At 37.9% G+C, this 26,682-nt stretch carries 23 protein-coding genes, 3 tRNA genes and 1 pseudogene; 17 read left to right on the forward strand and 10 right to left on the reverse strand.

Features of this window, described 5'->3' with window-relative positions; translation table 11 throughout:
- The first annotated feature begins 7 nt into the window (after nucleotides 1-7).
- Nucleotides 8-931, forward strand: a complete 924-nt coding sequence (locus tag F984_RS21445) for an AEC family transporter (RefSeq protein WP_004712067.1) — start codon at nucleotides 8-10, stop codon at nucleotides 929-931.
- Between the two features lie 34 nt (nucleotides 932-965).
- Here F984_RS21445 and F984_RS21450 read toward each other — a convergent pair whose 3' ends face one another.
- From F984_RS21450 to ygfZ, 3 genes are all read right to left on the reverse strand, one after another.
- Nucleotides 966-1,790 carry a tetratricopeptide repeat protein gene (locus F984_RS21450; RefSeq protein ID WP_002051569.1) on the reverse strand — a complete coding sequence of 275 codons (825 nt, stop codon included), beginning with the start codon at nucleotides 1,788-1,790 and terminating at the stop codon, nucleotides 966-968.
- Between the two features lie 182 nt (nucleotides 1,791-1,972).
- Nucleotides 1,973-2,683 (reverse strand): DsbC family protein, encoded by a 711-nt coding sequence (locus F984_RS21455; protein ID WP_004712069.1) that lies wholly within the window; start codon nucleotides 2,681-2,683, stop codon nucleotides 1,973-1,975.
- 145 nt (nucleotides 2,684-2,828) lie between these two features.
- On the reverse strand, nucleotides 2,829-3,551 hold the full coding sequence (ygfZ, locus tag F984_RS21460; protein ID WP_004712071.1) for a CAF17-like 4Fe-4S cluster assembly/insertion protein YgfZ: 723 nt from the start codon (nucleotides 3,549-3,551) through the stop codon (nucleotides 2,829-2,831).
- Nucleotides 3,552-3,764: 213 nt separating this feature from the next.
- Here ygfZ and F984_RS21465 point away from each other — a divergent pair, with 213 nt between their 5' ends.
- The 4 genes from F984_RS21465 to F984_RS21480 all read left to right on the forward strand — a co-directional run bounded on the left by F984_RS21465 (nucleotide 3,765) and on the right by F984_RS21480 (nucleotide 5,709).
- Entirely contained in the window at nucleotides 3,765-4,217 is a 453-nt protein-coding gene (locus F984_RS21465) for an SRPBCC family protein (RefSeq protein ID WP_079377110.1), read from the forward strand.
- A 147-nt stretch (nucleotides 4,218-4,364) separates the two neighbouring features.
- Nucleotides 4,365-4,721 carry a DUF488 domain-containing protein gene (locus tag F984_RS21470; RefSeq protein WP_004712076.1) on the forward strand — a complete coding sequence of 119 codons (357 nt, stop codon included), beginning with the start codon at nucleotides 4,365-4,367 and terminating at the stop codon, nucleotides 4,719-4,721.
- Between the two features lie 90 nt (nucleotides 4,722-4,811).
- On the forward strand, nucleotides 4,812-5,156 hold the full coding sequence (locus F984_RS21475; protein WP_004712078.1) for a zinc ribbon domain-containing protein YjdM: 345 nt from the start codon (nucleotides 4,812-4,814) through the stop codon (nucleotides 5,154-5,156).
- 211 nt (nucleotides 5,157-5,367) lie between these two features.
- Nucleotides 5,368-5,709, forward strand: a complete 342-nt coding sequence (locus tag F984_RS21480; RefSeq protein ID WP_002051302.1) for a YegP family protein — start codon at nucleotides 5,368-5,370, stop codon at nucleotides 5,707-5,709.
- Nucleotides 5,710-5,763: 54 nt separating this feature from the next.
- On the opposite strand, the gene F984_RS21485 is transcribed toward F984_RS21480, so the two are convergent.
- The 4 genes from F984_RS21485 to F984_RS21500 are packed head-to-tail and all read right to left on the reverse strand — an operon-like array spanning nucleotide 5,764 to nucleotide 12,469.
- Complete coding sequence (locus tag F984_RS21485; protein WP_004712081.1) at nucleotides 5,764-7,479, reverse strand: proline--tRNA ligase; 1,716 nt, start codon at nucleotides 7,477-7,479, stop codon at nucleotides 5,764-5,766.
- Nucleotides 7,480-7,538: 59 nt separating this feature from the next.
- On the reverse strand, nucleotides 7,539-10,637 hold the full coding sequence (locus F984_RS21490; protein WP_025469380.1) for an efflux RND transporter permease subunit: 3,099 nt from the start codon (nucleotides 10,635-10,637) through the stop codon (nucleotides 7,539-7,541).
- A 15-nt stretch (nucleotides 10,638-10,652) separates the two neighbouring features.
- On the reverse strand, nucleotides 10,653-11,771 hold the full coding sequence (locus F984_RS21495) for an efflux RND transporter periplasmic adaptor subunit (protein ID WP_004712084.1): 1,119 nt from the start codon (nucleotides 11,769-11,771) through the stop codon (nucleotides 10,653-10,655).
- Nucleotides 11,772-11,830: 59 nt separating this feature from the next.
- Entirely contained in the window at nucleotides 11,831-12,469 is a 639-nt protein-coding gene (locus tag F984_RS21500) for a hypothetical protein (RefSeq protein WP_004712085.1), read from the reverse strand.
- 109 nt (nucleotides 12,470-12,578) lie between these two features.
- Between F984_RS21500 and F984_RS22690 the strand changes: the two genes are divergently transcribed.
- From F984_RS22690 to F984_RS21535, 7 genes and pseudogenes are all read left to right on the forward strand, one after another.
- Nucleotides 12,579-13,401 (forward strand): IS5-like element ISAba27 family transposase gene (locus tag F984_RS22690; RefSeq protein ID WP_076611894.1). Its coding sequence is split into 2 segments (ribosomal slippage): nucleotides 12,579-12,959 and nucleotides 12,961-13,401, totalling 822 coding nucleotides; the frame shifts between segments, so codons are not numbered across the junction.
- A gap of 235 nt (nucleotides 13,402-13,636) precedes the next feature.
- Nucleotides 13,637-14,020: a twitching motility response regulator PilG gene (gene pilG / locus F984_RS21515; RefSeq protein ID WP_000389061.1), complete on the forward strand. Its 384-nt coding sequence runs from the start codon at nucleotides 13,637-13,639 to the stop codon at nucleotides 14,018-14,020.
- A gap of 26 nt (nucleotides 14,021-14,046) precedes the next feature.
- Nucleotides 14,047-14,409 (forward strand): response regulator, encoded by a 363-nt coding sequence (locus tag F984_RS21520; RefSeq protein WP_002051151.1) that lies wholly within the window; start codon nucleotides 14,047-14,049, stop codon nucleotides 14,407-14,409.
- 57 nt (nucleotides 14,410-14,466) lie between these two features.
- Nucleotides 14,467-15,003, forward strand: coding sequence for a chemotaxis protein CheW (locus F984_RS21525; RefSeq protein WP_002051357.1), 537 nt, complete (start codon nucleotides 14,467-14,469; stop codon nucleotides 15,001-15,003).
- A gap of 46 nt (nucleotides 15,004-15,049) precedes the next feature.
- Nucleotides 15,050-17,130: pseudogene (locus tag F984_RS0104130) on the forward strand (methyl-accepting chemotaxis protein).
- A gap of 147 nt (nucleotides 17,131-17,277) precedes the next feature.
- Nucleotides 17,278-21,801 (forward strand): hybrid sensor histidine kinase/response regulator, encoded by a 4,524-nt coding sequence (locus F984_RS21530; protein ID WP_004712090.1) that lies wholly within the window; start codon nucleotides 17,278-17,280, stop codon nucleotides 21,799-21,801.
- Entirely contained in the window at nucleotides 21,798-22,265 is a 468-nt protein-coding gene (locus F984_RS21535; protein WP_002051358.1) for a hypothetical protein, read from the forward strand. The genes F984_RS21530 and F984_RS21535 overlap by 4 nt, the downstream gene beginning before the upstream one ends.
- Before the next feature lie 250 nt (nucleotides 22,266-22,515).
- On the opposite strand, the gene dapE is transcribed toward F984_RS21535, so the two are convergent.
- From dapE to F984_RS21550, 3 genes are all read right to left on the reverse strand, one after another.
- On the reverse strand, nucleotides 22,516-23,649 hold the full coding sequence (gene dapE, locus F984_RS21540) for a succinyl-diaminopimelate desuccinylase (RefSeq protein WP_025469382.1): 1,134 nt from the start codon (nucleotides 23,647-23,649) through the stop codon (nucleotides 22,516-22,518).
- A 125-nt stretch (nucleotides 23,650-23,774) separates the two neighbouring features.
- The gene (locus F984_RS21545; RefSeq protein ID WP_002051109.1) at nucleotides 23,775-23,918 is read right to left on the reverse strand and encodes an entericidin A/B family lipoprotein; all 144 of its coding nucleotides are present in this window, start codon (nucleotides 23,916-23,918) and stop codon (nucleotides 23,775-23,777) included.
- A gap of 112 nt (nucleotides 23,919-24,030) precedes the next feature.
- Nucleotides 24,031-24,924 (reverse strand): DUF1853 family protein, encoded by an 894-nt coding sequence (locus F984_RS21550; protein ID WP_004712096.1) that lies wholly within the window; start codon nucleotides 24,922-24,924, stop codon nucleotides 24,031-24,033.
- A gap of 104 nt (nucleotides 24,925-25,028) precedes the next feature.
- On the opposite strand from F984_RS21550, the gene F984_RS21555 reads away from it, so the two are divergent.
- The 5 genes from F984_RS21555 to F984_RS21575 all read left to right on the forward strand — a co-directional run bounded on the left by F984_RS21555 (nucleotide 25,029) and on the right by F984_RS21575 (nucleotide 26,679).
- The gene (locus tag F984_RS21555; protein ID WP_002051275.1) at nucleotides 25,029-25,397 is read left to right on the forward strand and encodes a YbaN family protein; all 369 of its coding nucleotides are present in this window, start codon (nucleotides 25,029-25,031) and stop codon (nucleotides 25,395-25,397) included.
- Nucleotides 25,398-25,668: 271 nt separating this feature from the next.
- Entirely contained in the window at nucleotides 25,669-26,172 is a 504-nt protein-coding gene (gene elsL / locus F984_RS21560) for a cell wall-recycling L,D-carboxypeptidase ElsL (protein ID WP_000077301.1), read from the forward strand.
- A 206-nt stretch (nucleotides 26,173-26,378) separates the two neighbouring features.
- Nucleotides 26,379-26,454 (forward strand) — tRNA-Val (locus tag F984_RS21565).
- 24 nt (nucleotides 26,455-26,478) lie between these two features.
- Nucleotides 26,479-26,555 (forward strand) — tRNA-Asp (locus tag F984_RS21570).
- Nucleotides 26,556-26,602: 47 nt separating this feature from the next.
- Nucleotides 26,603-26,679: transfer RNA gene (locus tag F984_RS21575), tRNA-Asp, on the forward strand.
- Nucleotides 26,680-26,682 lie beyond the last annotated feature (3 nt).

Here is a 26,682-nt window from a genome sequence, read left to right on the forward strand (position 1 = left end):
GTAGTCTGTGGTTTTTCAGGTAATCTTACCAATTTTGATTTTATTATTGATGGGGTACTGTAGTGTTCTCATTAAATTGGTGACACCTGAGCAAATTAAGGCTCTTAGCGCATTTGTTATTAAAATTGCTCTTCCTGCATTTTTAATCCAATCCTTAGCCAATAAAAATTTACAAGATATTTGGCACCCCGCTTATTTTATTGCTTATGGTGGTGGCTCTTTAATCTTGTTTTTTCTGGCTTTTATCATTTATCGGAAATATTTTAAAAACAGCCTAACCCATAGTGCAGTCATATCAATGGGTGCTTCTATGTCAAATACAGGTTTTATGGGTACTGCTATTTTGACTATGCTCATGGGTAGTCATGCTGCAATCTATATATCTTTAACTTTAATTATTGAAAACTTATTAATCGTCGCTTTAATGCTTATTTTGGCAGAAGCGGGATTACATCAACAGCAGCGGCTTTTGCCTTTACTGAAAAAAACATTCATAAATTTAATTAAAAATCCTGTAATTATTGCAATTTTGGTGGGGATGAGCTGTATCTTGCTAGGTATTCATCTGCCTTCAAAACTTGGGCAAGCTTTAGAACTTTTAGGAAGGACAGCTTCGCCTCTAGCACTATTTGCTATTGGCGGCAGCTTGGTTGGTATAGGTATTACCGCCGTGAATTTACAAAGTGTATTGTTGGCTGGGTTTAATGTCATTCTTATGCCAGTTGTGATTTTTGGGTTATTCCTTTTATTACCAAACGTCAGTCAAGAGATGTTATATGCCGGAACATTAATTGCGGCACTTCCAATGCCAATTGCTTTTGGTATTTTTGGGCAAGCATATGGTTTAAATGAAAGAACATTAACACCTTTAATGATAAGTACCATTATTGGTTTTATTGGGGTAAGTGGACTTATCGCTTTGTGGTGGTAAAAGAAAAGCCCCATACGGGGCTATTGTTTCTTTGCTATTTTTTAGGTGCAGGCTGTGTAGGGGCGGCTGCAGCTTGTTTATTCTTCTCAGCAATAATCTTTTCGACTGAAGCTAAAGATTCTCTAGCATTAGGAACATTTTGGTTAGCAAGTTCAGTAAAAATCTGTTTTGCTTGAGGCAAGTTCTGAGGAATGATATTGCCATTTGCCATCATAGTCGCTAAAGCCATAGACGCTGGTGCATAACCTTTTTGTGCAATTGCTTGTAAAGCTTCAATGCCTTGGCGTTTCATGAGAGGGTTTTTATTTTCAACCCCTTGGCTAATATCATAAAGTGCTTTGACCTGAATAGCAGGGTAGTTTCCTTTTCGAATTAAAGGCGCTAGCTTTTGTAAAGCAATTTGATGAGACTGTGGCTTTTTCTGAGCAAATAAAATGGTCGCAATTTTTACCGTTGCATCATCAGAGCCTTGAGCTGATGCTTTTTGCACATATTGGCTAAATTTATTACTATCTTTTGCAACGCCTAATTCACCCGTTTCATAAATCTGTGCAAGTCTATAACTGGCCTGAGCATAACCTTTGTTTGAAGCGTCTTCATAATATTTTAGAGCTTTGGCATTATCTTTAGGGGTGCCTTGTCCCATTTGCGTCATATAACCTAAGTTATAGATCGCTTGAGCATTTCCTGTCTGCGCAAGGCGCTGCACTTCTTGGAAAGCAGCAGGATAATTTTTTGCCGCATACAATTGTTCAGCCTGTTTAAAGACATCATTTTTTGCCACAGATGCTGTAGTGTCTGCCGCAAAGATTGATGAACTTGAAATGGCGATTAGGCTGGCGATGAGTAATTTCTTCATTTCTTTTTAACCTTTTACTTTGTAGCTACATCATTCCATCGATGTATTGAATCAACTCAACTTCTCATCATAAATATTGATAGATGAAAGTAAACAGCCGATTTGTATATAAAACGATGTCTATAAAGCAAACTATGGAGAAAAATAATATGCCACTCTCAGAACTAGAGTGGCATATAGCATTATTTTACTGATTTAAGTAATGCTTCAATTTGTTTTGCATCACTTGGTACACCAGAGATTCTTTGACCATCTTGCAAGAATAGGGTTGGTGTTCCATCGATATTTAATTTCTGACCTAAAGCGATATTCTTTTGAATTGGGCTTGAGCAACTTTTGCTGTTAGTCGGCAATTTGCGATTAAGCATATAACTTGTCCAAGCTTCAGACGGGTTCTTTGAACACCAGATCTGATTTGAAACTTTTTCAGCATTGGGGTGCAAACTGGTCAGCGGATATAAGAATACATATACCGTTACGTTATCAACCCCAACCATATTTTGTTCTAGACGCTGACAGTAAGGACAATCAGGGTCACTGAAAATATAAAGAGTACGTTCTCCTTTACCTTTTACATATTTAATCGCTTGGTTTAGAGGTAGGCTTTTAACATCAATTTTACCCAATTCGGCAATTCGTTCTTCTGTCATATTTTTTTGTTGTTTGATATCAACCAAATTGCCTACAAAAAAGTATTTAGCATCTTGATTGGTATAAACAATACGACCGCTTGTATACACTTCATAAATACCTTGCACAGGTGATTGATAAACACCTTTTACAGGTAAGTCTGGGTAATTTGTTTTCAGATTTTGTTCAAGTGTTTTGACATCAGCATGAGCAGAACCGAAAAAAGCCAGACTCAACATGAGTGTAGCAAGTTTAGTTTTCATATTTTTTCTCTTAGATTTCAATCTGGATTATGATGGCATAGAAAAATTAAAAAATTGATGCCCTAATTAAATGAATTTATTAGAATTTTGTATCTATAGAAAAGCCCGTAGGGTCATCCACGGGCTTTTTATTTGCTAAATCTGTTTATTGTGGTCTAGCAACATCACCACTTAAAGCTTCCGGTAAATCGAGAACTTGAAGGCCGAGTTCAGCTAGAGCAGCTGGTTTTGCAACCACTAACGCAATATATCCGTCAGGAGTTTGGGTACTATTTACTACTTCAATATCGTTATTTAATTGAGTAGCTGGAGCAGGTGCTTCACCTGTACCTTGAACTAGATGCAACCAGTGTTTTGGTTTTGCTTTAAACCAAAGGCGCGCCACAATTTCCTGACCTAAGTAACAGCCTTTATCGTAATTGACGCCTTCACGTTGATGTAAACGTAATTCTTGTGGTTGAAACTCATGTTCGGTCGCTTGAGCAATCCATGCTTGACCGGTCATGATGGCTTGTTTTTGCCATTCGGAAATATCAGTTTCTGTAGAGCTGAACTCAGTGTGACCATTTACAACTTTTGGAAACACAACGCCTTGTTCACTTAAGGTCATTTTTGAAAATGCGCCATATTTTTTAATATGCTTAGCAAACTCTTCAGCTTGATCTTGAGTAACAACAATCTCAAAACTTTCAGCGTTAATCTTTTTCAACCATAGGCCAAAATGAATACGGCCTTTAAGATCACAAATGGCTGTATAGCGTGTTTCATTTTCAGCTAAACGCTCAGTATCGACAGTCACTTGGCCTTGTAAAAACTTCTGTGCATCTACACCGTTTAATGCATATGAGGAGAAAGCGAGCAGACTCATGATTAATCTCAAATTCAATATGTTTCTTTATGATTGCTGACTATTTTGCTCCATTTTTATCAAAAAATCAGCCTTAGTTTTCGTAATTTAGTTTTGTCAGAAACTGGTTATATAAATGGAAAAAACACCAAAAATATACGTTAAATGAAATTCTAGGGTTTAAGCTACTAAACATAATTTCTATAACCTAAATGGACTTAAAATAAGGAGAACATAATGGCAACAGGTACAGTAAAATTACATCGCGTATTTAAAGCACCCGCTGAACGGGTTTATCGTGCTTTTCTCGATCCAGATGCTTTAGTTAAGTGGATGGCACCTCACGGTTTTACTGCGAAGGTTCATAGTTTTGATGCAAAAGTGGGTGGCTCATATAAAATGAGTTTTACCAACTTTTCAACAGGTTCAACACACTCATTTGGGGGAACTTATGTTGAACTCATTCCAAATGAATTAATTCGCTATAACGACCAATTTGATGACTCAAATTTACCTGGTACGATGCAGGTCACTATTACATTAAAAACTGTATTGGTAGGCACAGAAATTCACATTACCCAAGAAGGCATACCAGAAGTTATTCCTGTGGAAGCATGTTATTTAGGTTGGCAAGAATCTTTATCTTTATTGAAGTTGTTGGTGGAAGCCGAAATCCCAGATCAGTAATCGCCTTTTAAAATTTTAAATATTAAATAAGAAAAGAGTGAGTAGAGAGGCTACTCACTCTTTTCTTTTTAAGTACATTAAAAGAGAACAAAATATTAAATCTGTTTATAAAGCCTAAACAATGAGGCGTTCTAGTGAGAAAAAGAGATGAACATACAAATTAAAAGAATTTATGAACAAGCAAGTACCGAGGATGGAAAACGAATATTAGTTGATCGGCTATGGAGCCGAGGGATAAGTAAAGAAAATGCTCACTTGGATTTATGGTTAAAAGAAATAGCTCCCTCAACTGAGCTACGTAAGTGGTTTCATGCAGAGTCTGCAGTACACTGGGATGAGTTCAAACAGCGTTATTTAAAAGAACTAAGAAGCAACCCGGCAGTTAAAGAGTTACAAGACCTTGTGTCACATCATAAAGTCACGCTTTTATATTCGGCAAAAGATGTGGAACATAACCATGCAATTATTTTAAAAGAATACTTATTAGAAAACAGCAAAAGTTAAATATATAAATTTTTTTTTGGTAAAAGTCTTTTATTTAAAACTTTAAAAAATGAATCATATCTCGCATAATATACTTTTTGAGATTTTTTTATGTCTTTACCAAATTGCCCAAAATGCCAATCAGAATATACCTATCAAGACGGCGACTTATTAATTTGCCCTGAATGCTCACATGAGTGGAAGGAAGGGGAAGCCTCAATTGCTGATGAACAAGAAGTGATTAAAGACGCAAATGGTAATGCCTTGGCAGATGGCGATAGTGTCACTGTGATTAAAGACTTAAAAATTAAAGGTTCATCGTCAGTTGTTAAAGTGGGAACAAAAGTAAAAACAATTCGTTTAGTACCAGATGCAACTGATGGTCATAATATCGATTGCAAAATTGATGGTATTGGTCAGATGAAATTAAAATCTGAATTTGTAAAAAAAGCTTAATTTGTTAATTTTAATTACATTTCGGTAGAGGTACCTATCAGTCCTCTACCTTTTTAAACTTTCAACATCCTTATAATTTTATTACGATAATGTATAAAAAGTAGACTATCCAAAGTTACATTGCTCATTTATATTGTCATTAATAACAAATAACTTTCGTCCAGAATAATAACGAAAGTCATACCCACACCAACAAAAAAACGAGGTTCTTATGGCAGGATGGTACGAGATTTCACAAGCGAGTGATGGACAATATCGCTTTGTACTTAAGGCTGGTAATGGCGAAATTATTTTAAATAGTGAGCTATATAAAGCGAAAGCATCGGCAGTCAATGGTATTGAGTCAGTTCAAAAAAATAGTGGTGACGATGGACGATATGATCGTTTAACTGCAAAAAATGGAAAACCTTACTTCAATTTAAAAGCTGCTAATCATCAAATTATTGGTACAAGCCAATTCTATGCGAGCGAAGCATCACGCGATAAAGGGATTGAATCGGTGAAAACCAATGGATCTTCAGCAACCATTAAAGACTTAACGGTTCAGGCGTAAAATTAAATGTAAAAAAAGCAGCTTCTAAAAGCTGCTTTTTTATTTATGTCTTTATTAACGCGCTAACTTAGCTAAAAGTTCTTCTTTAGTTAAATTGCTCGCTTCAGCATCGCGGCGACCTTTATATTCAAACGTACCAGCATCAAGGCCTTTCTCACCAATTACAATACGGTGTGGAATGCCCATTAACTCAAGGTCAGAGAATTTAACACCTGGACGTTCATTACGGTCATCAAGTAATACATCAAAACCTTGAGCTTGTAGCTCAGCATAAAGTGCTTCAGCTGCTTCAAGAGTGCGAGGTGATTTGTGTGCATTCATTGGAACAATTGCGATTTCAAAAGGAGCAATTGCTTGTGGCCAAATAATCCCTTTGTCATCGTAGTTTTGCTCAATTGCAGCTGCAACTACGCGCGTTACACCAATACCGTAACAACCCATTGTTACTGTAAATGGTTTGCCATCTTCACCTAAAACTTTACAGCCTAATGCTTCAGAGTATTTAGTACCAAGTTGGAAAATATGACCCACTTCAATACCGCGTTTAATTTGTAGTGTGCCTTTACCATCTGGAGATGGATCGCCTTCAACCACATTACGCAAATCAAAGATTTCAGTAATTTGTGCATCACGTTCCCAGTTTACGCCTACAGCGTGTTTATCAGCTTCATTTGCACCAGCAACAAAGTCAGAAAGAACAGATGCAGCACGGTCAACAATTACAGTGATACCTTTTTCAACCAAACCTTGTGGACCTGTAAAGCCAGCAGTTAAGCCAAATGCTTGAAGTTGCTCTTCTGTTGCAAACGTAAGAGGAGCGGCAACTAAAGGATGTTTCTCAGCTTTAATTTCATTGAGTTCGTGATCGCCACGTAAGAATAGGGCAACCACAGGTACATTACCTTTTTCGTCTGCAATACCTTGAACCAATAACGCTTTTACTGATTGTTTAGGATCAGCATTTAAGAACTGGCATACATCAGCAATTGTTTTTTGGTTTGGTGTTTCAACCAACTTAAATTCTTGTGCAGGCGCTGCGCGTTCACCTACTAAAACAGCCTCAGCCATTTCAACGTTTGCTGCATAATCAGATTCAGTTGAAAATGCGATGTCATCTTCACCACTTGAAGCCAATACATGGAATTCATGTGAAGCTGAACCACCAATTGAACCTGTGTCAGCTTGAACTGGGCGGAAGTCTAAACCTAAGCGAGTAAAAATACGGCTATAAGTGTCGTACATTACATCATAAGTTTCTTGTAATGATTCTTGAGTTGCATGGAAAGAATATGCATCTTTCATAATGAACTCGCGTGAACGCATTACACCAAAACGTGGACGAATTTCATCACGGAATTTGGTTTGAATTTGATAGAAATTTACAGGAAGTTGTTTATAACTTTTTAGCTCGTTACGTGCTAAATCGGTAATTACTTCTTCATGTGTAGGACCAAGCACAAACGGGTTGTCGTGACGATCTTTGAAGCGTAATAATTCAGGGCCGTATTGTTCATAACGACCTGATTCTTCCCACAAGCTTGCGGGTTGAGTCACGGGCATGAACACTTCCATAGCACCTGAACGATTCATTTCTTCACGAACAATCGCATCAACTTTTTTAAGCACACGTGTTCCCATCGGCAGCCATGTATATAAACCAGATGCCAATTTACGAATCATCCCCGCACGTAACATAAGCTGATGTGAAATCACTTCAGCATCGTTTGGGGTTTCTCTCAACGTTGCAAATAAAAAGCGGCTTGCGCGCATGGAAAAAGTCCTAAAAAGTTAAGCGTTATAAAAACGCAGATTATACGATAGTTGCTGCATTATGACATGAATCGTCGAGTTTGACGCAGCATAAAGTTTTTCAAGTCATCCAGATAAGTGAAAATGACGGGTACTACTACAAGAGTCAATAAGGTAGAGGTGATTACACCACCAATAACAGCATGGGCCATCGGCGCACTTTGCTCTCCGCCTTCGCCCAAGCCTAAAGCTAATGGAACCATACCCATGACCATAGCACTAGTAGTCATTAAAATAGGGCGTAAACGGGTTTTACCCGCTTGTAAAATAGCATCATAACGACTTTCCCCATGTTCCATGGCCTTTTTAATAAAGTCGATAAGTAAAATCGCGTTTTTGGTTACTAGCCCCATGAGCATAATAATGCCAATAATTGAAAATAGGTTTAGGGTACTTCTGAACAAGAACAGTGCAAGAAACACCCCAATCAATGACAGGGGCAAAGATGCCATAATCGCAGCTGGGTGAATAAAACTATTAAACTGAGAACCCAAAACAATATAAATAAATACAATGGAAAGCGTAATAGCAGTTAATGCATAACCCGCAGACTCTGCCATATCTGCATTGGCACCTTGGGTATTGAAGGTATAACCGCCAGGCAACTTAAATGCTTTTTGCATTTTATCGATGTCTTTCCCGATATCCCCACTTGGGCGTCCTGACGTATTGGCTTGGATGAGTACTTCGCGCTCAAGATCGCGTCGGTTAATTTGTGACGCACCGAATTTTTGCTCGGTTGTTGCTACTGCACTCAATGGAACTAATATCGGTTGTCCATTTGCACCAGTTTTGTTTGAGTTGAGATATAGGTTTTGCACGTCTTGCGGAAGCATACGTTTGTTTTCATTTAAACGGATATTTACATCATAAGTTTCGCCGTCACGGTCTTCCCACGTTGTGACATTATCGCCCGCAATGAGTGGTCGAATCGCATTTGCAACTTGGGAAACAGACAACCCTAAGTCACTTGCCAGTACACGATTAATATGAACACCTAAAGTTGGTTTCGGTTCTTTTAACGAGCTTTCTAAATCGACCACACCTTTAATTTTACCCATTTCAGTCATAAATCGATTTGAAATTTTTTGAAGTTCATTCAGGTCAGTTCCTTTAATCGAAATCATGATTGGCTTTTGACCACCAGACACTGAATCTTGAGCCGCAGCAACGGAGGTAACACGAATACCCGCTACGGTTTGCAAACGATCACGGAATTCATTATTGAGCGTTGTTAAATCTGAACTACGCTGTTGTTTTGGTTTTAAAGTCACTCCTAAACCAGCGTGGTTTTTACCAGAGTCTATTGTGCTATTTACAACCCCGTAGGTAGATACCACATCGGGAAATTGCCTAATAATTTGATCGACTTGATGTAACTTGGCTTGAGTATATTCTAAAGAAGCATCGACCGGCGTCTCGAACTGAATACGGATTTCACCTTTATCTGGAACTGGTACAAATTCGGTTCCAATCAATTTAGATAAACCTAAGGCCGCAACCAGTGAAGCAATCGCAATAATGACTGTAATAAAACGAAAGCGCAGAGCAAGTTTCAACAGCTTTTCATAAATATGGGTAAGGCCATCTAGTAATCTAGAAATGTGATTAAAGAAACGTTGTAGTCGACTTTCCTTTTTCTTTACCGGGTCTTTCCAATGTGCTGAAAGCATTGGGTCGAGTGTAAAACTGATAAACATGGAAATAAGAACAGCTGTACTTACAGTTACCCCAAACTGGTAGAAGAAACGCCCAATTAACCCCCCCATGAAAGCAACAGGTAAAAATACCGCCACAATGGTAAGTGTAGTTGCGAGTACCGCTAACCCAATTTCTTTGGTGCCATCTAAAGCGGCGGTGACATGATCTTTGCCAAGCTCGGTATGCCTAACAATGTTTTCTCGAACTACAATCGCGTCATCAATTAATAGGCCAATACTGAGTGATAGAGCTAACAGCGTCATCATGTTAATACTAAATCCAAAAGCCCATATGAACGTTAATGTTCCAAGCAGGGTAATCGGTAAAGTTAAACCTGTAATGACGGTAGATCGGAAAGAACCTAAAAAGAGTAAAACAATTAAAACTGCTAAACCTGCTCCTTCAAGAATGGTACGTACTACATCTTTAATTGAAGCGCGAATACCTTTGGAGCTGTCTGCGACGACTTTATAGTTTAATCCAGCAGGCATTTGAGCTTTTAGCTTCTCTAAGGTTTGGTAAGTCTTATCGACAACTTGAATTACATTGGCATCTGAACTTTTTAAAATATCGATGGAGACTGCGGTTCTTCCATTATAAAAAGCACTGGATTGCAGTTCGGCTTGAGTGTCTTCAACGGTTGCCACTTGTTTTAGAAAAATAGGGGAGCCATTTTTATTAGCAATGACCAAGTCACCAAAACCAAAAGGATGAATAACTTTTGATTGAATCTGTACCACTAGTTCAGAATTCTTTTGCTGTAAAGTTCCTGCAGGTACTTCTATATTTTCATTTTTTAGTGTGTTAATGACCTGATCAATGCCAATACCATAGCTTTGTAATTGTTCAGGATGAACTTTTATACGAATTTGACGTTTCGCATCACCTAGTAAATTGACATTACCTACACCAGAAACGGTTTTAAGTTGCGGCACAATTTTTTTGTCTACATAAGAACTTAATTGAGCCAAGCTCATCGTATTCGACTCAAACACCACCGACATAATCGGGCTAGATGAAGGATCGTAGCGTTGCACAATCGGCGTATCAATTTCATCACGAAATTGAGCGATAACCGGAGCAATTTTGTCGCGAACATCTTGAGCAGCAATTGCTGAAGAGGTGTCTAGATTAAACTCGGCAATCACCATCGATGATCCTTCACTTGAACGTGAAGTAATTTGTTTAATGCCCGAAATTGTATTGATTTGATCTTCGAGTTTTTTTGTAATATCAGACTCAACCGCTTCAGGTGAAGCACCAGCATATTGCGTGGTAACCACTACAAATGGGAAATCTACGTTAGGAAACTCTTCAACGGTCATGCGTTTCCAAGAGGCTAACCCGAGTACCATTAAGCACAGCATCATCATAATGGTAAAAACGGGGTACTTCACACTGATTCGGGTAAACCACATAAGCTATTTGCTACCTTATTTATTTTTTTCGGCTGTAAGCGTCACTTTTTTATTGATATCGGAATCGTCAAACTGGATACGACTTACCTGATCTGTGCTTTGTAGACCTTGTACCAAAGCAATATTTTCATTGTAACGCTGCTCAACTACCCGAATTTTGACCTTTTGAATGGTTTGATTGCGTATCACCCATACGAAAGGATCTTGTTGCAGGTTTTGAATACTATCTAAAGGAATAGTTTGTCCTTGATTGTGATCACTTTGCAAAATAATGCCATTAATAAAAGCGCCGATACTGAGTGAATCAATTGCTTCTTTAGGGCTCGCAAAGAATTCAATTTGTCGACTATCTTGGTCTGCTACAGGTGAGACCCGAGTCAGTATGGCATGTAATTGTTTTGAATTACCCTGAATCTGATATTGAATAGGGCTGCCGACTTTTAGTGCAGATTGTTGTTCAATAGGCAACTTTGCCTGTATTTCTAATTGATCAGGATTAACGATTTCAAAGAGCGTTTGTCCAACCGATACAGTTTGTCCCGGTTCAACTTGTCGTTTAGTAATGACACCTGAAATCGGGCTATTAATAATACCATCTCGATCAGCCTTTTTAGCAATATCAACATTGGCTTGCTGAGCTCTAACACTTTCAAGTTGACCCTTATAATCTACCTGACTCTGTTCAAACTCTACACGGGCAATAAAGCCTTGATTAAGTAGTCTTTGTTTTCGATTCATCAAATTACGTGCAAGCTCTGCTTGTGCCTGAGCTGAAGCAAGATTTGCTTCAGCTTGAGCTAAACGTGCAGCATTATCTTGATTGTTTAATCTGACTAAAACTTGGCCTTTTTGTACTTTTTGTCCCACATTTGCATTAACAGATGTTGCTGTCGCACTGACTTGAGCTTGAATAGAGCTTTGTTGTACCGCACGAATAGTTCCTGTAAAGGCAGTCTGAGCAGCAAGCGAACCTTCTTTTACAGTAATTAAATCTTGAGGAATAAGTTCAATTTTTTTTGGTTCAGATGCTGTGGTTTTTGGTGCTTCTTGCTGATGACATGCAGCTAAAATCAAACTCAAGCTAATTAAGCTTAATTTAAAAAAAGTAGAAGGGGTAAGATGCGTTGTGCGCATACAGCATCATCCTGTAATTCAAATTTTATTTTGCCCCTATTCTTGATAAAGCTGTGCGCTTATTCAAGCTTTTTTAAACGTTCGATAATATTTTCATAGTCTTTATTGGTGCGGTTATAGTTTTTTGAAAGTATTTCAAGTGTTTGTTTAACCTTATTAATATTCATCAGATTGTTTTCAATTAGGGTTTTATGCCTTTCAGGAACCTTTTCACCTTTACGAAAATATTCCATTTCCTGACGTTTAAATAAAATTTTGTCTTGTTGTAATTGACTCAGTTGTTCCTGTTGATAATTCATTTGTTTTTTGATTGCCAATAAAGCTTGGTCTCTTTTAATCAACGCAGTTTTACTATTGCTATATGCTTTTTTTAACTTGTTATCTTCTTCCCTATATCGAGCAGATAATGCACGTTGTGAAGATTGATTTAGATCAGCTTCAGAATTATAGGGATGATTTCTTTTAATGACCTGCATATTTTGGTCAAGTGCCTCATATCCATAGCGAATATGAGCGGGGGTTACAGATGTACTAATATTAGCAATGCCATGCTGGTCGTAATAGCGATACCAAACAGCTTTAGGAGCACCATTTGCAGCTAAAGTTGGGGATGAGAAAAACAGGGCTCCGCAAGAAGCAATGCTTATAAAAATAGACAAGCAGGTCCTATAAAAGGCATATTTCATCCGCTTATTCATAAAATTCCCCAAAAAAGAAAGCTAAACCGCTTATTTTTAAATAATTAATCTTAAATATATTAGTTATTAGACCTCTTGCGAAAGTAAAAACCACCTCAATCTAAATTTCATGAGATATCAGAAATTAAATCGTTTTTCAGATTCTGAATTCCAGCGCTTGGTTGGTGTACCTCGACCAGTTTTTAGTGAAATGATCGAAGTTTTAAAAGAAGTAGAATCACTTAAAAAGAAATCTGGGCGTCCTCATACTTTAGCTATAGAGGATCAATTATTATTAACACTCAATTACTTACGGAATTACAGCACTCAATTGGAGTTGGCTGCAAATTACCATATCGCTGAAAGTAATGTGAATCGAACCATTAAAAAGGTTGAAGATGCATTGATGAAATCAAGACGGTTTACTCTGCCAAAACGAAGCATTACCACAGCAGACGAACAGTTTAACTGGGTCATTATTGATGCGACAGAATGTTCAATAGAACGTCCGAAAAAAAAATCAGAGTAAGTTCTACAGTGGTAAAAAGAAGAAACATACGCTAAAAGCACAAGTGATCTATCATCCGAACAGCAAACAAATCATAGGGCTAGATATATCGAATGGCAGTCAGCATGACATTAAATTGGCAAGAAGAACGGTTAAAAAATTCAAACATTGTAAATATGTTATGACCGATTTAGGGTACTACGGATTAGAGCAAGATGGCTTTAAATTATTGATGCCAATAAAGAAAAAGAAGAATTTACCCTTATTTGATGTTGAGAAAAAGTACAATAAAATGATTGGAAAAATACGAGTTGTGATCGAACATATTAATAGTCAATTGAAAACATTTAGAATATTAAGTGAACGCTATCGAAATAGACGGAAAAGATTCGGTTTACGCATTAACTTAATCGCTGCACTGGTAAATCGGATGAACTTGCAATAACGACTTTCGCAAGAGGTCTATTATTTAACTGAATAAAAATATCGACATTCTAAAAAAAATGATAATTTTTTCGAAAGTGTGATGAGGTTAAAAGTTATTGTTTATAAATGAGAAAGTAGACAAAAACCTTTCATTGAAAATAGAAGTATAGATATGTTAAAAATGCGTATAAATCTGTAAAACAAATTTAAGTTAAATTGCATTTATATTTTATGTTATGGGGATGGAGGATTAAATGGAAGATGCGTTCCAAAATCTGAAAGTAATGGTTATTGATGACTCAAAAACTATTCGCCGTACAGCAGAAACATTATTGCAACGTGAAGGTTGTGAAGTGATTACTGCTGTCGATGGATTTGAAGCTTTATCTAAAATTGCTGAAGCGAATCCGGATATCGTTTTTGTAGATATCATGATGCCTCGTTTAGACGGTTATCAAACTTGTGCTCTGATTAAGAACTCTCAAAATTATCAGAACATTCCCGTTATCATGCTCTCTAGTAAAGATGGTCTATTTGATCAGGCAAAAGGGCGTGTGGTAGGTTCAGATGAATACTTGACGAAACCATTTAGCAAAGATGAATTGTTAAATGCGATTCGTAATCATGTAAGTTCATAATTAAGTAATTTAAGGGCAAAGAAGAAATGGCACGTATTCTTATTGTTGATGACTCACCAACAGAAACTTATCGTTTTAGAGAAATTCTAACTAAGCACGGTTACGATGTAATTGAAGCATCTAATGGTGCAGATGGTGTAACTTTGGCAAAAGCAGAACAGCCTGACTTAGTGTTAATGGATGTTGTAATGCCAGGTGTAAATGGCTTTCAGGCAACACGCCAGATTACCCGTGATGAAGACACTAAGCATATTCCAGTTGTTATTGTAAGTACTAAAGATCAGGCAACTGACCGAGTATGGGGTAAACGTCAGGGTGCTCTTGATTACTTGATTAAGCCTATTGAAGAAAAGCAACTGATCGATGTAATTAAACAATTTCTAAATTAACTCATCCATCCATAAAAACATAAATGGCGGGTCTACACCCGTCTTATAGGATCGAGTATGGCCGCGAACGGATTTATTGAGTTACTTCGTTTGTCTAAACGGGGTAACAAGAATTACGCTTCAGTCCAAAATGAAGCAGAGCGATGGTCAGGAATTGCTTTTGAAATGAGAGGGCAATACTTCGTCGCACCACTTGGGGAAGTGTCAGAGGTTATCTATCCACCAAAATATACACCTGTTCCAAATACCCAAAGTTGGGTGAAGGGACTGGCAAATATTCGGGGAAGATTACTTTCAGTTTCTGACTTGGCACATTTTATTTCAGGGCAACGAAGTTCATTTTCGGCTGCCCAAAAAGTGTTATGTATTAGCCATCACGACCAATATGTGGGATTGGTTGTTGATCAGGTCTTGGGGATTCAACACTTTAATAAGAAAAGCTTTTTTTCTCAAAGTTCAAACTTGGAGGAAAATTTAAAAGAATATTGCCAAGGGTATTTTCACCAACACAATCAGCATTGGCATGTTTTTTTATTTAGTCGATTATTGCAAAACCCACATTACATGAATGCATCGACAAAATTTATAAACTAATTTTTATGCTGTTAATACACAGTGTATTTTTCTGGGGAGAAGCTGTATGGGCTTTAAACTTAAAAAGAAAAGTGGCAATCGTAGTGTAAACGAAAAATCGAGTGTCAACTTTATTGCGAAAATTCAGTCACAAATTGAGCAATACGCCAGTTTATTTGGGGAAAGTAAAAAGTCCAAGCCTATCCTTTATGTAGCGTTGTTATGTTTAGTATTAGCTTCAACTTCGCTTGCTTACTTGTTTTATAGTGTACCTCGACATAACGAATTAACACGTAGTATGGGTGAGTTACGTTTACTATCACAAACGATTTCTAGACAGGCTACAGAAGCGACCGCTTCTGGTTCACCTCAAGCCATGAAAGACTTGGTTGAATCGCGTCAAACTTTTGCCAAAAATATAAAAAATGTCGAAAATATTTATGGTACATCTTCAAAAGAATATAAAAAAGTAGCGACTCTGTGGAAATCTTTGTCTTATGACATTGACTTGATCTCATCACAACAGGACGTAATTAACCAGTTATATAATATGAATATCTCGATTAGTGATTCTATTCCTGAGATTCAAGCTGAATAAACTTGATGGTTGATAAGATGGTCCGCGAAAAAGTATCAAGTAATCAGGTCGTAATTGCTAAAAACCAAGTATTTATTGCGGAACGTATTTTACGATCTATTAACTCGGTTTTCGTTGGTACAGAGAACTCTGAAAACTCAGCGCATGACTTTAGTGTTGATATTGAGACTTTTGGTGTGTACTTAGATGCACAGCTAAATGGAAATGCGGAGTTGGGGGTAGCTAAAGTTGAATCTCCTGAAGTGCGTGAATCTTTGGAAGGTATCAAAACTGAATATGATAAAGTTTTAAAATCTGCTGCAACTTCTGTCCTCAAGCATACAAACCAGATCGTAAACGTACGTCAATCATCAAGTGAGATCTTCTCTCAATCTGATGCAATGTTAACTGCTTTAGGTGATCTTTCAGAGCAAACCCAATATGGCTGGAAGGCTTTTGCGTTAGTTGCTGTACTGACATTATCACTTCTTGGCTTAATTACTTCTGTTTTAAAGCTTTTATCACTTCGTAGTAAAGCAGATAAACAACGTGTAGCTACATTACAAGAAGAATATGATCGTAACCAGAATGCGATTTTACGTTTACTTGATGAAATTGCCGATCTTGCAGATGGTGACTTACGTTCATATGCAACGGTATCTGAAGACTTTACTGGTGCGATTGCCGACTCGATTAACTTTGCGATTGACCAGTTACGTGACTTAGTATCACGAATCCATGAAACTTCTCAGGAAGTTGCACGTTATACGCAAGATACTCAAAATATTACTAACCAGTTAGCAGAGGCATCTGAGCACCAAGCACAAGAAATTGCCGGTGCATCAACTGCAATGAATGAAATGGCATTGTCGATTGACCAAGTATCTGCCAATGCCTCTGAATCTGCTCAAGTAGCACAACGTTCGGTATATATTGCATCTAATGGTGCACAAGTTGTAAACCGTTCTATTGAGGGTATGGATACCATTCGTGAACAGATTCAGGAAACCTCGAAACGTATTAAGCGTTTGGGTGAGTCTTCACAAGAAATTGGTAACATCGTATCGCTTATTAACGATATTGCAGACCAAACAAACATTCTAGCCTTAAATGCAGCAATTCAAGCATCTATGGCCGGTGAAGCAGGTCGTGGTTTTGCCGTGGTTGCTGACGAAGTCCAACGTCTTGCAGAACGTTCAGCTTCGGCAACTAAACAGATTGAAACGCTTGTTAAAACGATTCAAACGGATACCAACGAAGCCGTTATTTCAATGGAACAAACGACAACAGAGGTTGTACGTGGTGCTAACTTAGCGAAAGATGCGGGTATTGCACTTGATGAAATTCAAAAAGTATCGGGTGACTTGGCAAACTTAATTGCGAGCATTTCTGATGCAGCAAAACTTCAATCAGCTTCTGCGAGTCACATTGCTGCAACCATGACTGTTGTACAAGAAATTACTTCACAAACAACAACGGCAACTTTCGATACTGCTCGTTCTGTATCTGAATTGGCGAATATGTCGGAGTCATTACGTGAGTCAGTAACGGACTTTAAATTACCTGACTAAATTGGGGGATGAGAATAGCTATTCTCATAATAGCTATTCTTTTAAAAGTATGAGCAGCGCCAGACAAATATTGGGGAAATAGCTATTTTTCTGGTGTTGACTCTGTAGTTTTCCCCATTCAGGGGGTAAGCAAAAGAAGCCTTTGCTATGAAAGAAATATTAAAAACTTTAACTGAAGCAATGACGCTACCTGAAGATAGCTATTCTGAACAAGATGCTGAGTTTCTTGAAATTTTTGTTGAAGAAATTGAAGAAATTTTTGTTGATTTGCAACCATTATTAAATGAATGGATGCAGTCTGAGAATACTGCTACGCTCACTGAAATTCGCCGCCATTTCCACACTTTAAAAGGTTCTGGAAGAATGATTGGTGCTAAATCTTCAGCTGAGCTTGCTTGGACAGTTGAAGACACGCTTAATCGCGTAATCAATCAAACCCTTAAATTGACTCCAGCAATCCAGAGCTATGTTCAATTAGTATTTAAGTTCTATTTTCTTAAATTAGTAGATAACTTTAAGCAAAAAAGAGCACATGCAGTAGATTTTCGACCGCTTATTTTATTAGGCCAACAACTACAACAACAGCAAAGTTTAGAACCTGCTTTAGAAGAGCTTTTACAGCTTTCAAATACGCTTACTGCCGAAACAATAACTGGGCTTGAGCTAGACTATATTGAGCAAAACTCATTGGCTGAGCCAATTGTTGAAGATGTAGATACTGAAATTGCAATAAATCTAGATGAAACTTTGACCTTGTTTATGGAAGAGGCAGAGGAGCATTTAACTACAATTCATCAGTTCTTAAATCAAGAGCTGCATCAGTATGATAGTTATAATGCCTTAATACGCGCGCTACATACTTTGCGTGGCAGTTCTGCGATGGCACAGGTCGAAACAATTTTTGAAGCCAGTACCAAAGTTGAGCACTTATTTAAAATACTGTTGCAAGAAGAACTTTCTTCTAAGTCAGATGAAATTTTATTATTACAAGAATATCGTGAGTTTATTAGAGATAGCTTAGAGCTTCTATCTAAACATAGTTCAAATGAACAGCTTGAAGCTCGATTGCAGCAGTTTAATCAATCATGGGATGCTTACGTTGAGCAACATGGTGACCGAACAGATCCATTAACACCTTCTCATGGTTTGGTATCACAACTATTGTTGTTAGATGTCTCTGAATTGTTAGATGCAGAATTAGATTTTGAGAAAGGAATTCGTAATGAGTTTCCAGATTATCTTGAACGTCTAAGTGAACAAGCTGATCTACTGTTACAACATACACATTCTCAAGCAATGCTGGGTTTACATGAATATACCAGTCAATTGAAAGAAAGTTATGATGTATTACTTGATAAACCTCTATTATTGCAATCAGACTATATATTTGAAATTTATCAAAAAGCGCATCAACAGCTTATTCAATTGTTCGATGCCTTGGCTGCTGGTCAGCGAGTTGGTATTGTTAAGCAACATCAAAGTATTCTAGAAGAATTAAAACTTTATACCCTACATACTCCGAGCGTACACAATGACCTGTCTCAGCAAGATCCTGCTTCTGTTGAGCCACTACTTAATATCGAACCAGAGCCAGAAGCTGCTGTTACGGTAGAGAATTTATCAGACTCTGCAGACTGGGCAGTATTAAGCCAGAGTGTACAGCAAGATCGCCAATATATTTCCTCTACACAGGTAAATCAAAACTTTGATCCTGACCTTTTAGATATCTTTCTTGAAGAAGCTGATGAGCTACTTGAGGGAATTGATACCGATCTCAATATTTGGGTAGGTGAGCAAGAAAACTTTGCAGCCCTGAATAATCTAATGCGCTATTTGCATACCTTGAAAGGTGGAGCAAATATGGTTCAGGCGACTTATCTAGGTTCGATTACCCATGAATTAGAAAGCATATATGAGCGTTTAATTCAAAAGCAGTTAGTTGCAACTTCACCTTTAATTGATTTTATCCGTTTAGTACAAGATGACTTGGCTGACCGTCTGCAAATCATGCGTGAACAACAATTAGATTATGCAGCTCCTTACACAATTAATGCGTTAAAACGAGCAGGTCAAAACTCTAACTTCCAACCTGTACCAGTGGTTGAAGTATTTGATAGTGAAAGTGAGATCTTCTCTGAACAAGAGCTGATATCTGAAGTATTAATCAATGAAATACCGGCAGAAATTGAGCCTGTTCTTACAGAATTAGAAGTTCATGATGATCAGCTGGTATTTGAGAACGTTGTTTCTGAGTTAGCTACGCCAGTTGAAGCAATAACATCCGTTACATCAGAAGAGAATGAAGCGGTAGTTGAAGAACAGGATATTACGGCTGTTGTTGAGCAGACATTCTTAGAAGAAGCTGCTGAATTGTTAGAAATGGCTGATGGGCTATTGAAACAATGGTTTGAGCAGCGTACAAACCGAAGTATCTTGCTTCAATTACAAAGAGCTGTGCACAGTTTGAAGGGTGGTGCACGAATGGTCGGTTTAGAAGCCGTCTACGCGATTGCCTATCAACTCGAAAATACATTCGAACAATTTGCACTGCATCACTTCAACTCGAATATTTATGACCATTTGCTCGAAAGTGCAATTGCATGGCTAAAAGATGCTATTTTCAAGCATAACTATCAGCATTTCGATGGATTACAACAAAGTTTAGAAAATATTCAATTCTTTGAAACGAATATCCAAATTCCGGCTAAGTTAACGAAAACTGATTTGTTTAGCTCAGAACCTGTGATGACTTTCATACAAGGTGATGGTACAGAACCACCACCAATGATGGGCGCATGGGAGCAAACAGAACGTCTGGATCAGAACAATGAAATGATCCGTGTTTCAGCCGACTTGATCGAGAAGATGATTGACTTGTCTGGTGAGAACTCAATTAACCGTTCACGAATTGAAATGGACTTGAGCCAGTTCGGTCATACATTGGTTGAAATGGAATTAGCTATTCAACGACTGGCCGATCAGTTACGACGAATGGAAGGCGAGTTAGAAACACAAATTATTGCTAAACACGGTATTGAGCATTCTCGCTATACCGACTTTGACCCTTTAGAGATGGACCAATATTCATCTTTAAACCAGTTATCGAAATCTCTTGCTGAATCTGCATCGGACTTGGTCGACTTTAAAAATACGTTATCTCACAAGATCAGAGATACAGAAAGTTTGCTTTTACAACAGTCGCGTATTCAGGCAGAAATTCAAGAAGGCTTAATGCGAACACGTCTAGTTCCATTTTCACGTTTGTTACCGCGTTTGCAGCGAATTGTGCGTCAAACATCTACAGCCTTGAATAGACCTGCTGAGCTTTTCGTAAATAATACCGAAGGTGAGTTAGACCGTAACATTTTAGAACGCTTAGTGACACCACTCGAGCATATGCTCAGAAATGCAATTGACCATGGTCTAGAAGACCGGGCACAGCGCCAAAAGGTGAATAAACCGGAAGCAGGGCGTATTGAACTGAACATTCAGCGTCAAGGAACAGACGTTGTTGTTGTCTTTAGCGATGATGGACAAGGTATTGATGTTGAAAAAGTGCGCCAAAAAGCACTGCTTGCTGGTCTGATCAAGCCAGAACAAGATTTAGAAGAGCAAGATATTCTACAGCTAATTTTCCATCCAGGTTTAAGTACCGCAGAACAGATTACTCAGATTTCTGGACGTGGTGTTGGTCTTGATGTCGTACAGAGCGATATTAAAGCTTTAGGTGGACATGTTAGCGTTGACTCTGTTTATGGTAAGGGAACAACATTTACGATACGTGTACCGACTACTGTAGCTGTAAGTGATGCCTTAATGGTAAAAGTGGCAGATCAGCAATTTGCAATTCCACTTGCTCAAATTGATCGAATTGTTCGAGTTTCGCCAGCTTCTTTAGAGCAGTATTTTGAAAGCCCTAAAGAACTATTTGAATATGAAAATAAGCGATATCCATTACGTTATCTTTCTGAATTTGTTGGTAATCAACCAATGCCACGACTAAATGGCATGATGTATTCATTACCTGTCTTAATGATTAAAGCGAACAATGGTCAAACTGTGGCGTTACTTGTCGATCAGTTAATTGGTTCTCGAGCTCAAATTGTAGTGAAACCAATTGGTCAACAGTTCGCTAGCATTGGGGCAATTGCAGGCGCCACGATTTTAGGTGATGGACAGGTTTGTTTAATTTTAGACGGGCAAAATATTGCACGACAAATTCAGTCTACACCGCGTCATAAACAGCTCAATGAAGCAGTATATAGACAACGTGAATCAGACGAGCGCCGCCTCGTTATGATTGTCGATGACTCCGTAACTGTACGTAAGGTAACGTCTCGATTACTTGAACGCCAAGGCTACGATGTTGTTACGGCTAAAGATGGCGTTGATGCCATAGAACAGCTAGAAAATATTAAGCCGGATTTGATGCTGCTTGATATTGAAATGCCACGTATGGATGGTTTCGAAGTACTTAATCTTGTACGACATCATGATATGCATCAATACATGCCAATTATTATGATTACATCCAGAACAGGTGAAAAACATCGTGAACGGGCATTCTCGTTAGGTGTAAGTCAATATATGGGTAAACCGTTCCAAGAGGAAGAGCTACTAGAAAATATTGATGCTTTACTTGTAGCGTTTGAAAGCGAGGTCAAATCATGAAAGGTAGTGTAAATACATCTTTGATCGGTAATATGGACCAACAAGAGCTACAGCATCTTATTACGGTTTCAACTGGTTTTATTGATGCCTATATCATTGAATGTAATGATGAGGTACCTATGCTGTTGCCGCAAAATATTGTGTTATCCGCCATGGACGTAAAAAATGGCGTAAAACATATTGAGTGGCATGATGTAAAGCTACCTATATACTCAGTCCATAATGCAACTGATCAATATGCTGTAGCACTGGTAATTGAAGGGGAAGATATCAGCCAACGTTTTGCTTTAATGTGTAAAACTATGCCGATCTCTGTTCGTTTACGTATTTCTGAAATTGTTGATGAAATAGATGAATACCAAGAAGCTGAACAGCACCCTACAGTATTTAAATATGTGCGTATGCAAGATCAACGCTACCACATACCTAACCTAGAATATATTGAAAAAACTCTAGGTTTATAAAGAAAAAAAGGAACTCAAATGAGTTCCTTTTTTATAAAAATTAAATAAATTTTAAAATATAAAATCATATATTCCAGTATAGAGATAAGCATTCAAAAGAATGCTATATAAAGATTCTCAAAAATAAATTATCTAATTTAATAACTACGTATTATATTTCAGAATTTTCAAATACATATTCATAATTAAAAATAATAAAAAAGCATCCTAAAGAGGATGCTTTTTATATAGATCAATGATCTTTAAGCTTTTAAGCAAGTAAGTTTTCTAAAATTTGCTCATAAATATCAGTTAAAGGATCAAGATCATGTACATCTACATGTTCATTAATTTGATGGATAGTTGCATTTAGAACACCTAGTTCTAAAACTTGTGCACCTGTTGGTGCAATAAAACGTCCGTCAGATGTACCACCACTAGTAGATAGCTCAGTCTCAGTACCAGTTACGTTCAAAATAGCAGTTTGAGCGGCATTAACTAATTCACCTACTGGCGTCAAAAATGGCAAACCAGATAAGTTCCAGTCAATCTCATATTGCAAACCATGTTTATCTAAAATTTCATGAACACGCTGTTTAAGCTGCTCAGCTGTAACTTCTGTTGAATAACGGAAGTTAAAAATAACTTCTAAAGTACCTGGAATGACGTTGGTTGCACCAGTACCCGAATGAATATTTGAAATTTGGAATGAAGTTGCAGGAAAGTATTCATTTCCATTGTCCCAAACAGTTTGGCATAACTCTGCTAAGGCAGCCGAAGCTTCATGAATGGGATTGCGAGCTAAGTGAGGATAAGCCACATGACCTTGCTTACCATGAACATGTAGTACGCCATTTAAAGAACCACGACGGCCATTTTTAACAATATCACCTAATTTACTTGTACTTGATGGTTCACCGACCAAACACCATGTAATTTTTTCATTACGCTCTTCAAGTGTTTCAATAACTTTAACTGTACCGTTAACAGCAGGGCCTTCTTCATCTGAAGTAATTAAAAAAGCAATTGAACCTTTATGGTCTGGATGCTTTGCTACAAAACGTTCAGATGCAACCACCATTGCAGCCAACGCAGTTTTCATATCAGCTGAACCACGACCATAAAGTTTGCCATCACGAATTTCTGGTGCAAATGGGTCTGAATTCCATGCATCTAGACGACCTGTTGGAACAACATCGGTATGTCCAGCAAAACAAAACACAGGACCTTCAGTGCCGCGTCGAGCCCATAAATTGTCAACGTCCCCAAAACGCATTGGTTCAATATGAAAGCCAGCTTTGGCTAGACGATCAGCCATAATAGTTTGGCAAGTATGGTCAACAGGAGTAACAGAAGGCTGTTGTAAAAGTTCTAAGCTAAGCGAGAGAGTGTCTGAGTGGTTCATACCGGAAATTGCATGCTGAGTAGGGGAAATATAGTCCAATATAATAGGCGAATCTCTGAAGGTTGGGTATTTAAAAATAAAAAAACCTTATCGAAGTGATAAGGTTTTTCGAAGCTGTGCATAACTTACATTTTATTCTCAGTTTTTTGTGCGGTATTACTTACAGCATCACCAGCTTTAGAGACATCTTTACCAAAACCCTTGAACGTATTACAGCCAGTTAATACAAATGCAATCATTACAGACGCGACTAAAACTTTTTTCATCATTTTCTCCGTTTAAATTTAATAATGAAGTAAATTTAGATTAAAAAACAAACGTAAAAAGAAACATGACTATTTAATAGTAAAAACGTTATAAATTGTTTCTAGAAGTCCATACCTACTTGTAAAGTGGCATTTTTTCGTTGTTAACCGGTGCTAGGCTTAGTAGAGGAGGACGTCTAAACATATAAAACTGTGTATCTTCCTTGTTCTTACAATATAAGCCATCTGTCCACCAATAAGCAGCGTTTGAACTTGCTTGTCTATTAGGACAAAGCCATTCATGTCTTTCTAGACGATAAAATTTAGAGTCAGGAATAGTTGTGCCCCAGTATCCGAGTCGACGTGTTGAATTTACCCAATTGGGTATGGATTGTTTTTGGCCTAAATTCAAAGGTAGGTAGAGCTGGCCTTTTAAAACAGCAAAACGCTGTTGTACCTTAAAATCTAAAGCTTCTGAAAATTGGAACTGCTTATCGGTAAAGTGATACAGCTTTTTGCTCAAAGTATCTTCTCTATTTAAGCCAATCCATTGTTCTAAATTTAACTGACCTTCACCCAAGTAATATTTTAGAGCAACTTCCCAGTGTTCAACTTGTTGTGTTTCTTTATTTAAAATTAAGAAATCAAGTTCACCTAAAGTTCTTGCACCCTCAATTTTTTGAATACTATGGCCTAACAACTGATAAGAATGGTATTGATCTTCCTGTAACCAAAACCAAAGTAAATTCTCAAAACGTAAACCTAAACGTGTACTTTTAAGGCGAGACATAAATTGGAGTAAAGGCTCAGGCATCTCATCAAGCTTGTGTAAACGTGGTAAATAATTTTGAAAATGTTGTTTCCAAGTCTGATCAGAATGTAATTGAAAACTATGCCGAATAGAGAGGCTTTGGGGAAGTTGGCAAAGTAAATTAGGACTAGCAATGGTAAATGCTAATTGTCTTACCATTGGGTGGTTGAACTGTAACCATGGTTCAAAATAGGATGTCTTAACTGAGGCAATATTCATACGTTTAGTACTCGAAATAATTCATCCCAATTTCATGGTCGATCAACAAAACAATACCAGAAAAACACTTTATACTACGATCAACAATAGCTTAAGGTTTATATATGCGAACATTGTTTTGGCGAACTCTGGTCGTGATTTTTATCACGCTTGGTATTATTGGAGCAATTTTACCAGGCATGCCGACAACAGTGTTTCTTATTCTGGCTGCTTGGGCTGCCTCAAAGGGATGGCCTCAAATGGATGCATGGTTGTTAAATCATCCAAAATATGGACCAACTCTACGTGACTGGCGAGCAAATGGCACAGTACCGCGTAAAGCGAAGTGGATTGCCAGTATTATGATGACCGCAAGCGGTATTTTAATGCTGTTTACTTCTGCACCATTTTGGGTGAAAGTTTTCACTGATACTACCATGCTCGTTGTTGCAATTTGGTTATGGCTACGTCCTGAGCCAAAATTAAAAGATTGATAATCTTTTAATTTTGGCTCAGGACAAGCAGTGAAACTGTGCGTAGAGTAAAGACGATTGATAATCTTTTAATTTTGGCGCAAGACAAGCAGTGAAACTGCGCGTAGATAAAAGAAGATTGATAATCTTTTATTTTTGGCGCAAGACAAGCGGTGAAGCCGCGCGTGGATAAAAGAAAATTGATAATCTTTTACTTGCGACGTATGACAAGTTTTCCATTAATTTTTATTAAAGCTCAAAATAGTTGAGTTGATATAAGAGAAGAAATTCGATGTCCCAATTTAAACTTGAAGATGCAGATATTCTTATCGATTTAGCAAATCAAACTTTAAGCCTCCCTAAACATAATAAGTTTTATGTGGTTTCTACGGGTAAGAATGGAATTGGGGAACAGGAAAATACGGGGAAAACCCCACGCGGATGGCATCGGGTTGCCAAAAAATTTGGTATGCAATCTCCCAAAAACGCAGTTTTTATTGCACGACAACCCACAGGTGAAGTCTATAGCAGTGAATTAGCCGCACAATTTCCTGAGCGAGATTGGATATTGTCACGCATTCTTTGGCTAGATGGTCTAGAAGAGGGCTTTAATAAAGGCGAAGGCCACGACACTATGCAACGTTATATTTATATTCATGGTACACCTGATAAAGAACCGATGGGGGTTCCAATGTCACATGGGTGCATTCGAATGCGTAATGAAGAAATTATTGAATTGTTTGATTTAGTCTCTGAAGATGCGCTTGTCTATTTGTCTGAACAATCTTTAACCTAAAATGGGATTTTAAAGATTATTGTTTAATTAGCCGAATGATCAAAATATTAAAATAAGTGCTTAAATAAAATACAAAAAATTGTTTTTTGCTTAATAATGACTTATTTTTAATCATTCATTCGCATTTTTTTGAAAAGTTGTCGAAAAGCGTTTGACACCTGTTAAAGATTCTCTATAATGCACCTCACAAACGATGAAGACGTTAAGGGCGCTTAGCTCAGTTGGTAGAGCGTCTGCCTTACAAGCAGAATGTCGGCGGTTCGATCCCGTCAGCGCCCACCAAGCCTTTACGTTAAGCTCTCAAGTGCAGCGGTAGTTCAGTTGGTTAGAATACCGGCCTGTCACGCCGGGGGTCGCGGGTTCGAGCCCCGTCCGCTGCGCCACTTAAGACTTAACATCGTTTACCCCACAATTGCGATATTGTGAAAGTGCAGCGGTAGTTCAGTTGGTTAGAATACCGGCCTGTCACGCCGGGGGTCGCGGGTTCGAGCCCCGTCCGCTGCGCCACTT

The sequence above is a fragment of the Acinetobacter nosocomialis NIPH 2119 genome (assembly GCF_000368085.1).
In the GTDB taxonomy this organism is placed as follows: Bacteria; Pseudomonadota; Gammaproteobacteria; order Pseudomonadales; family Moraxellaceae; genus Acinetobacter; species Acinetobacter nosocomialis.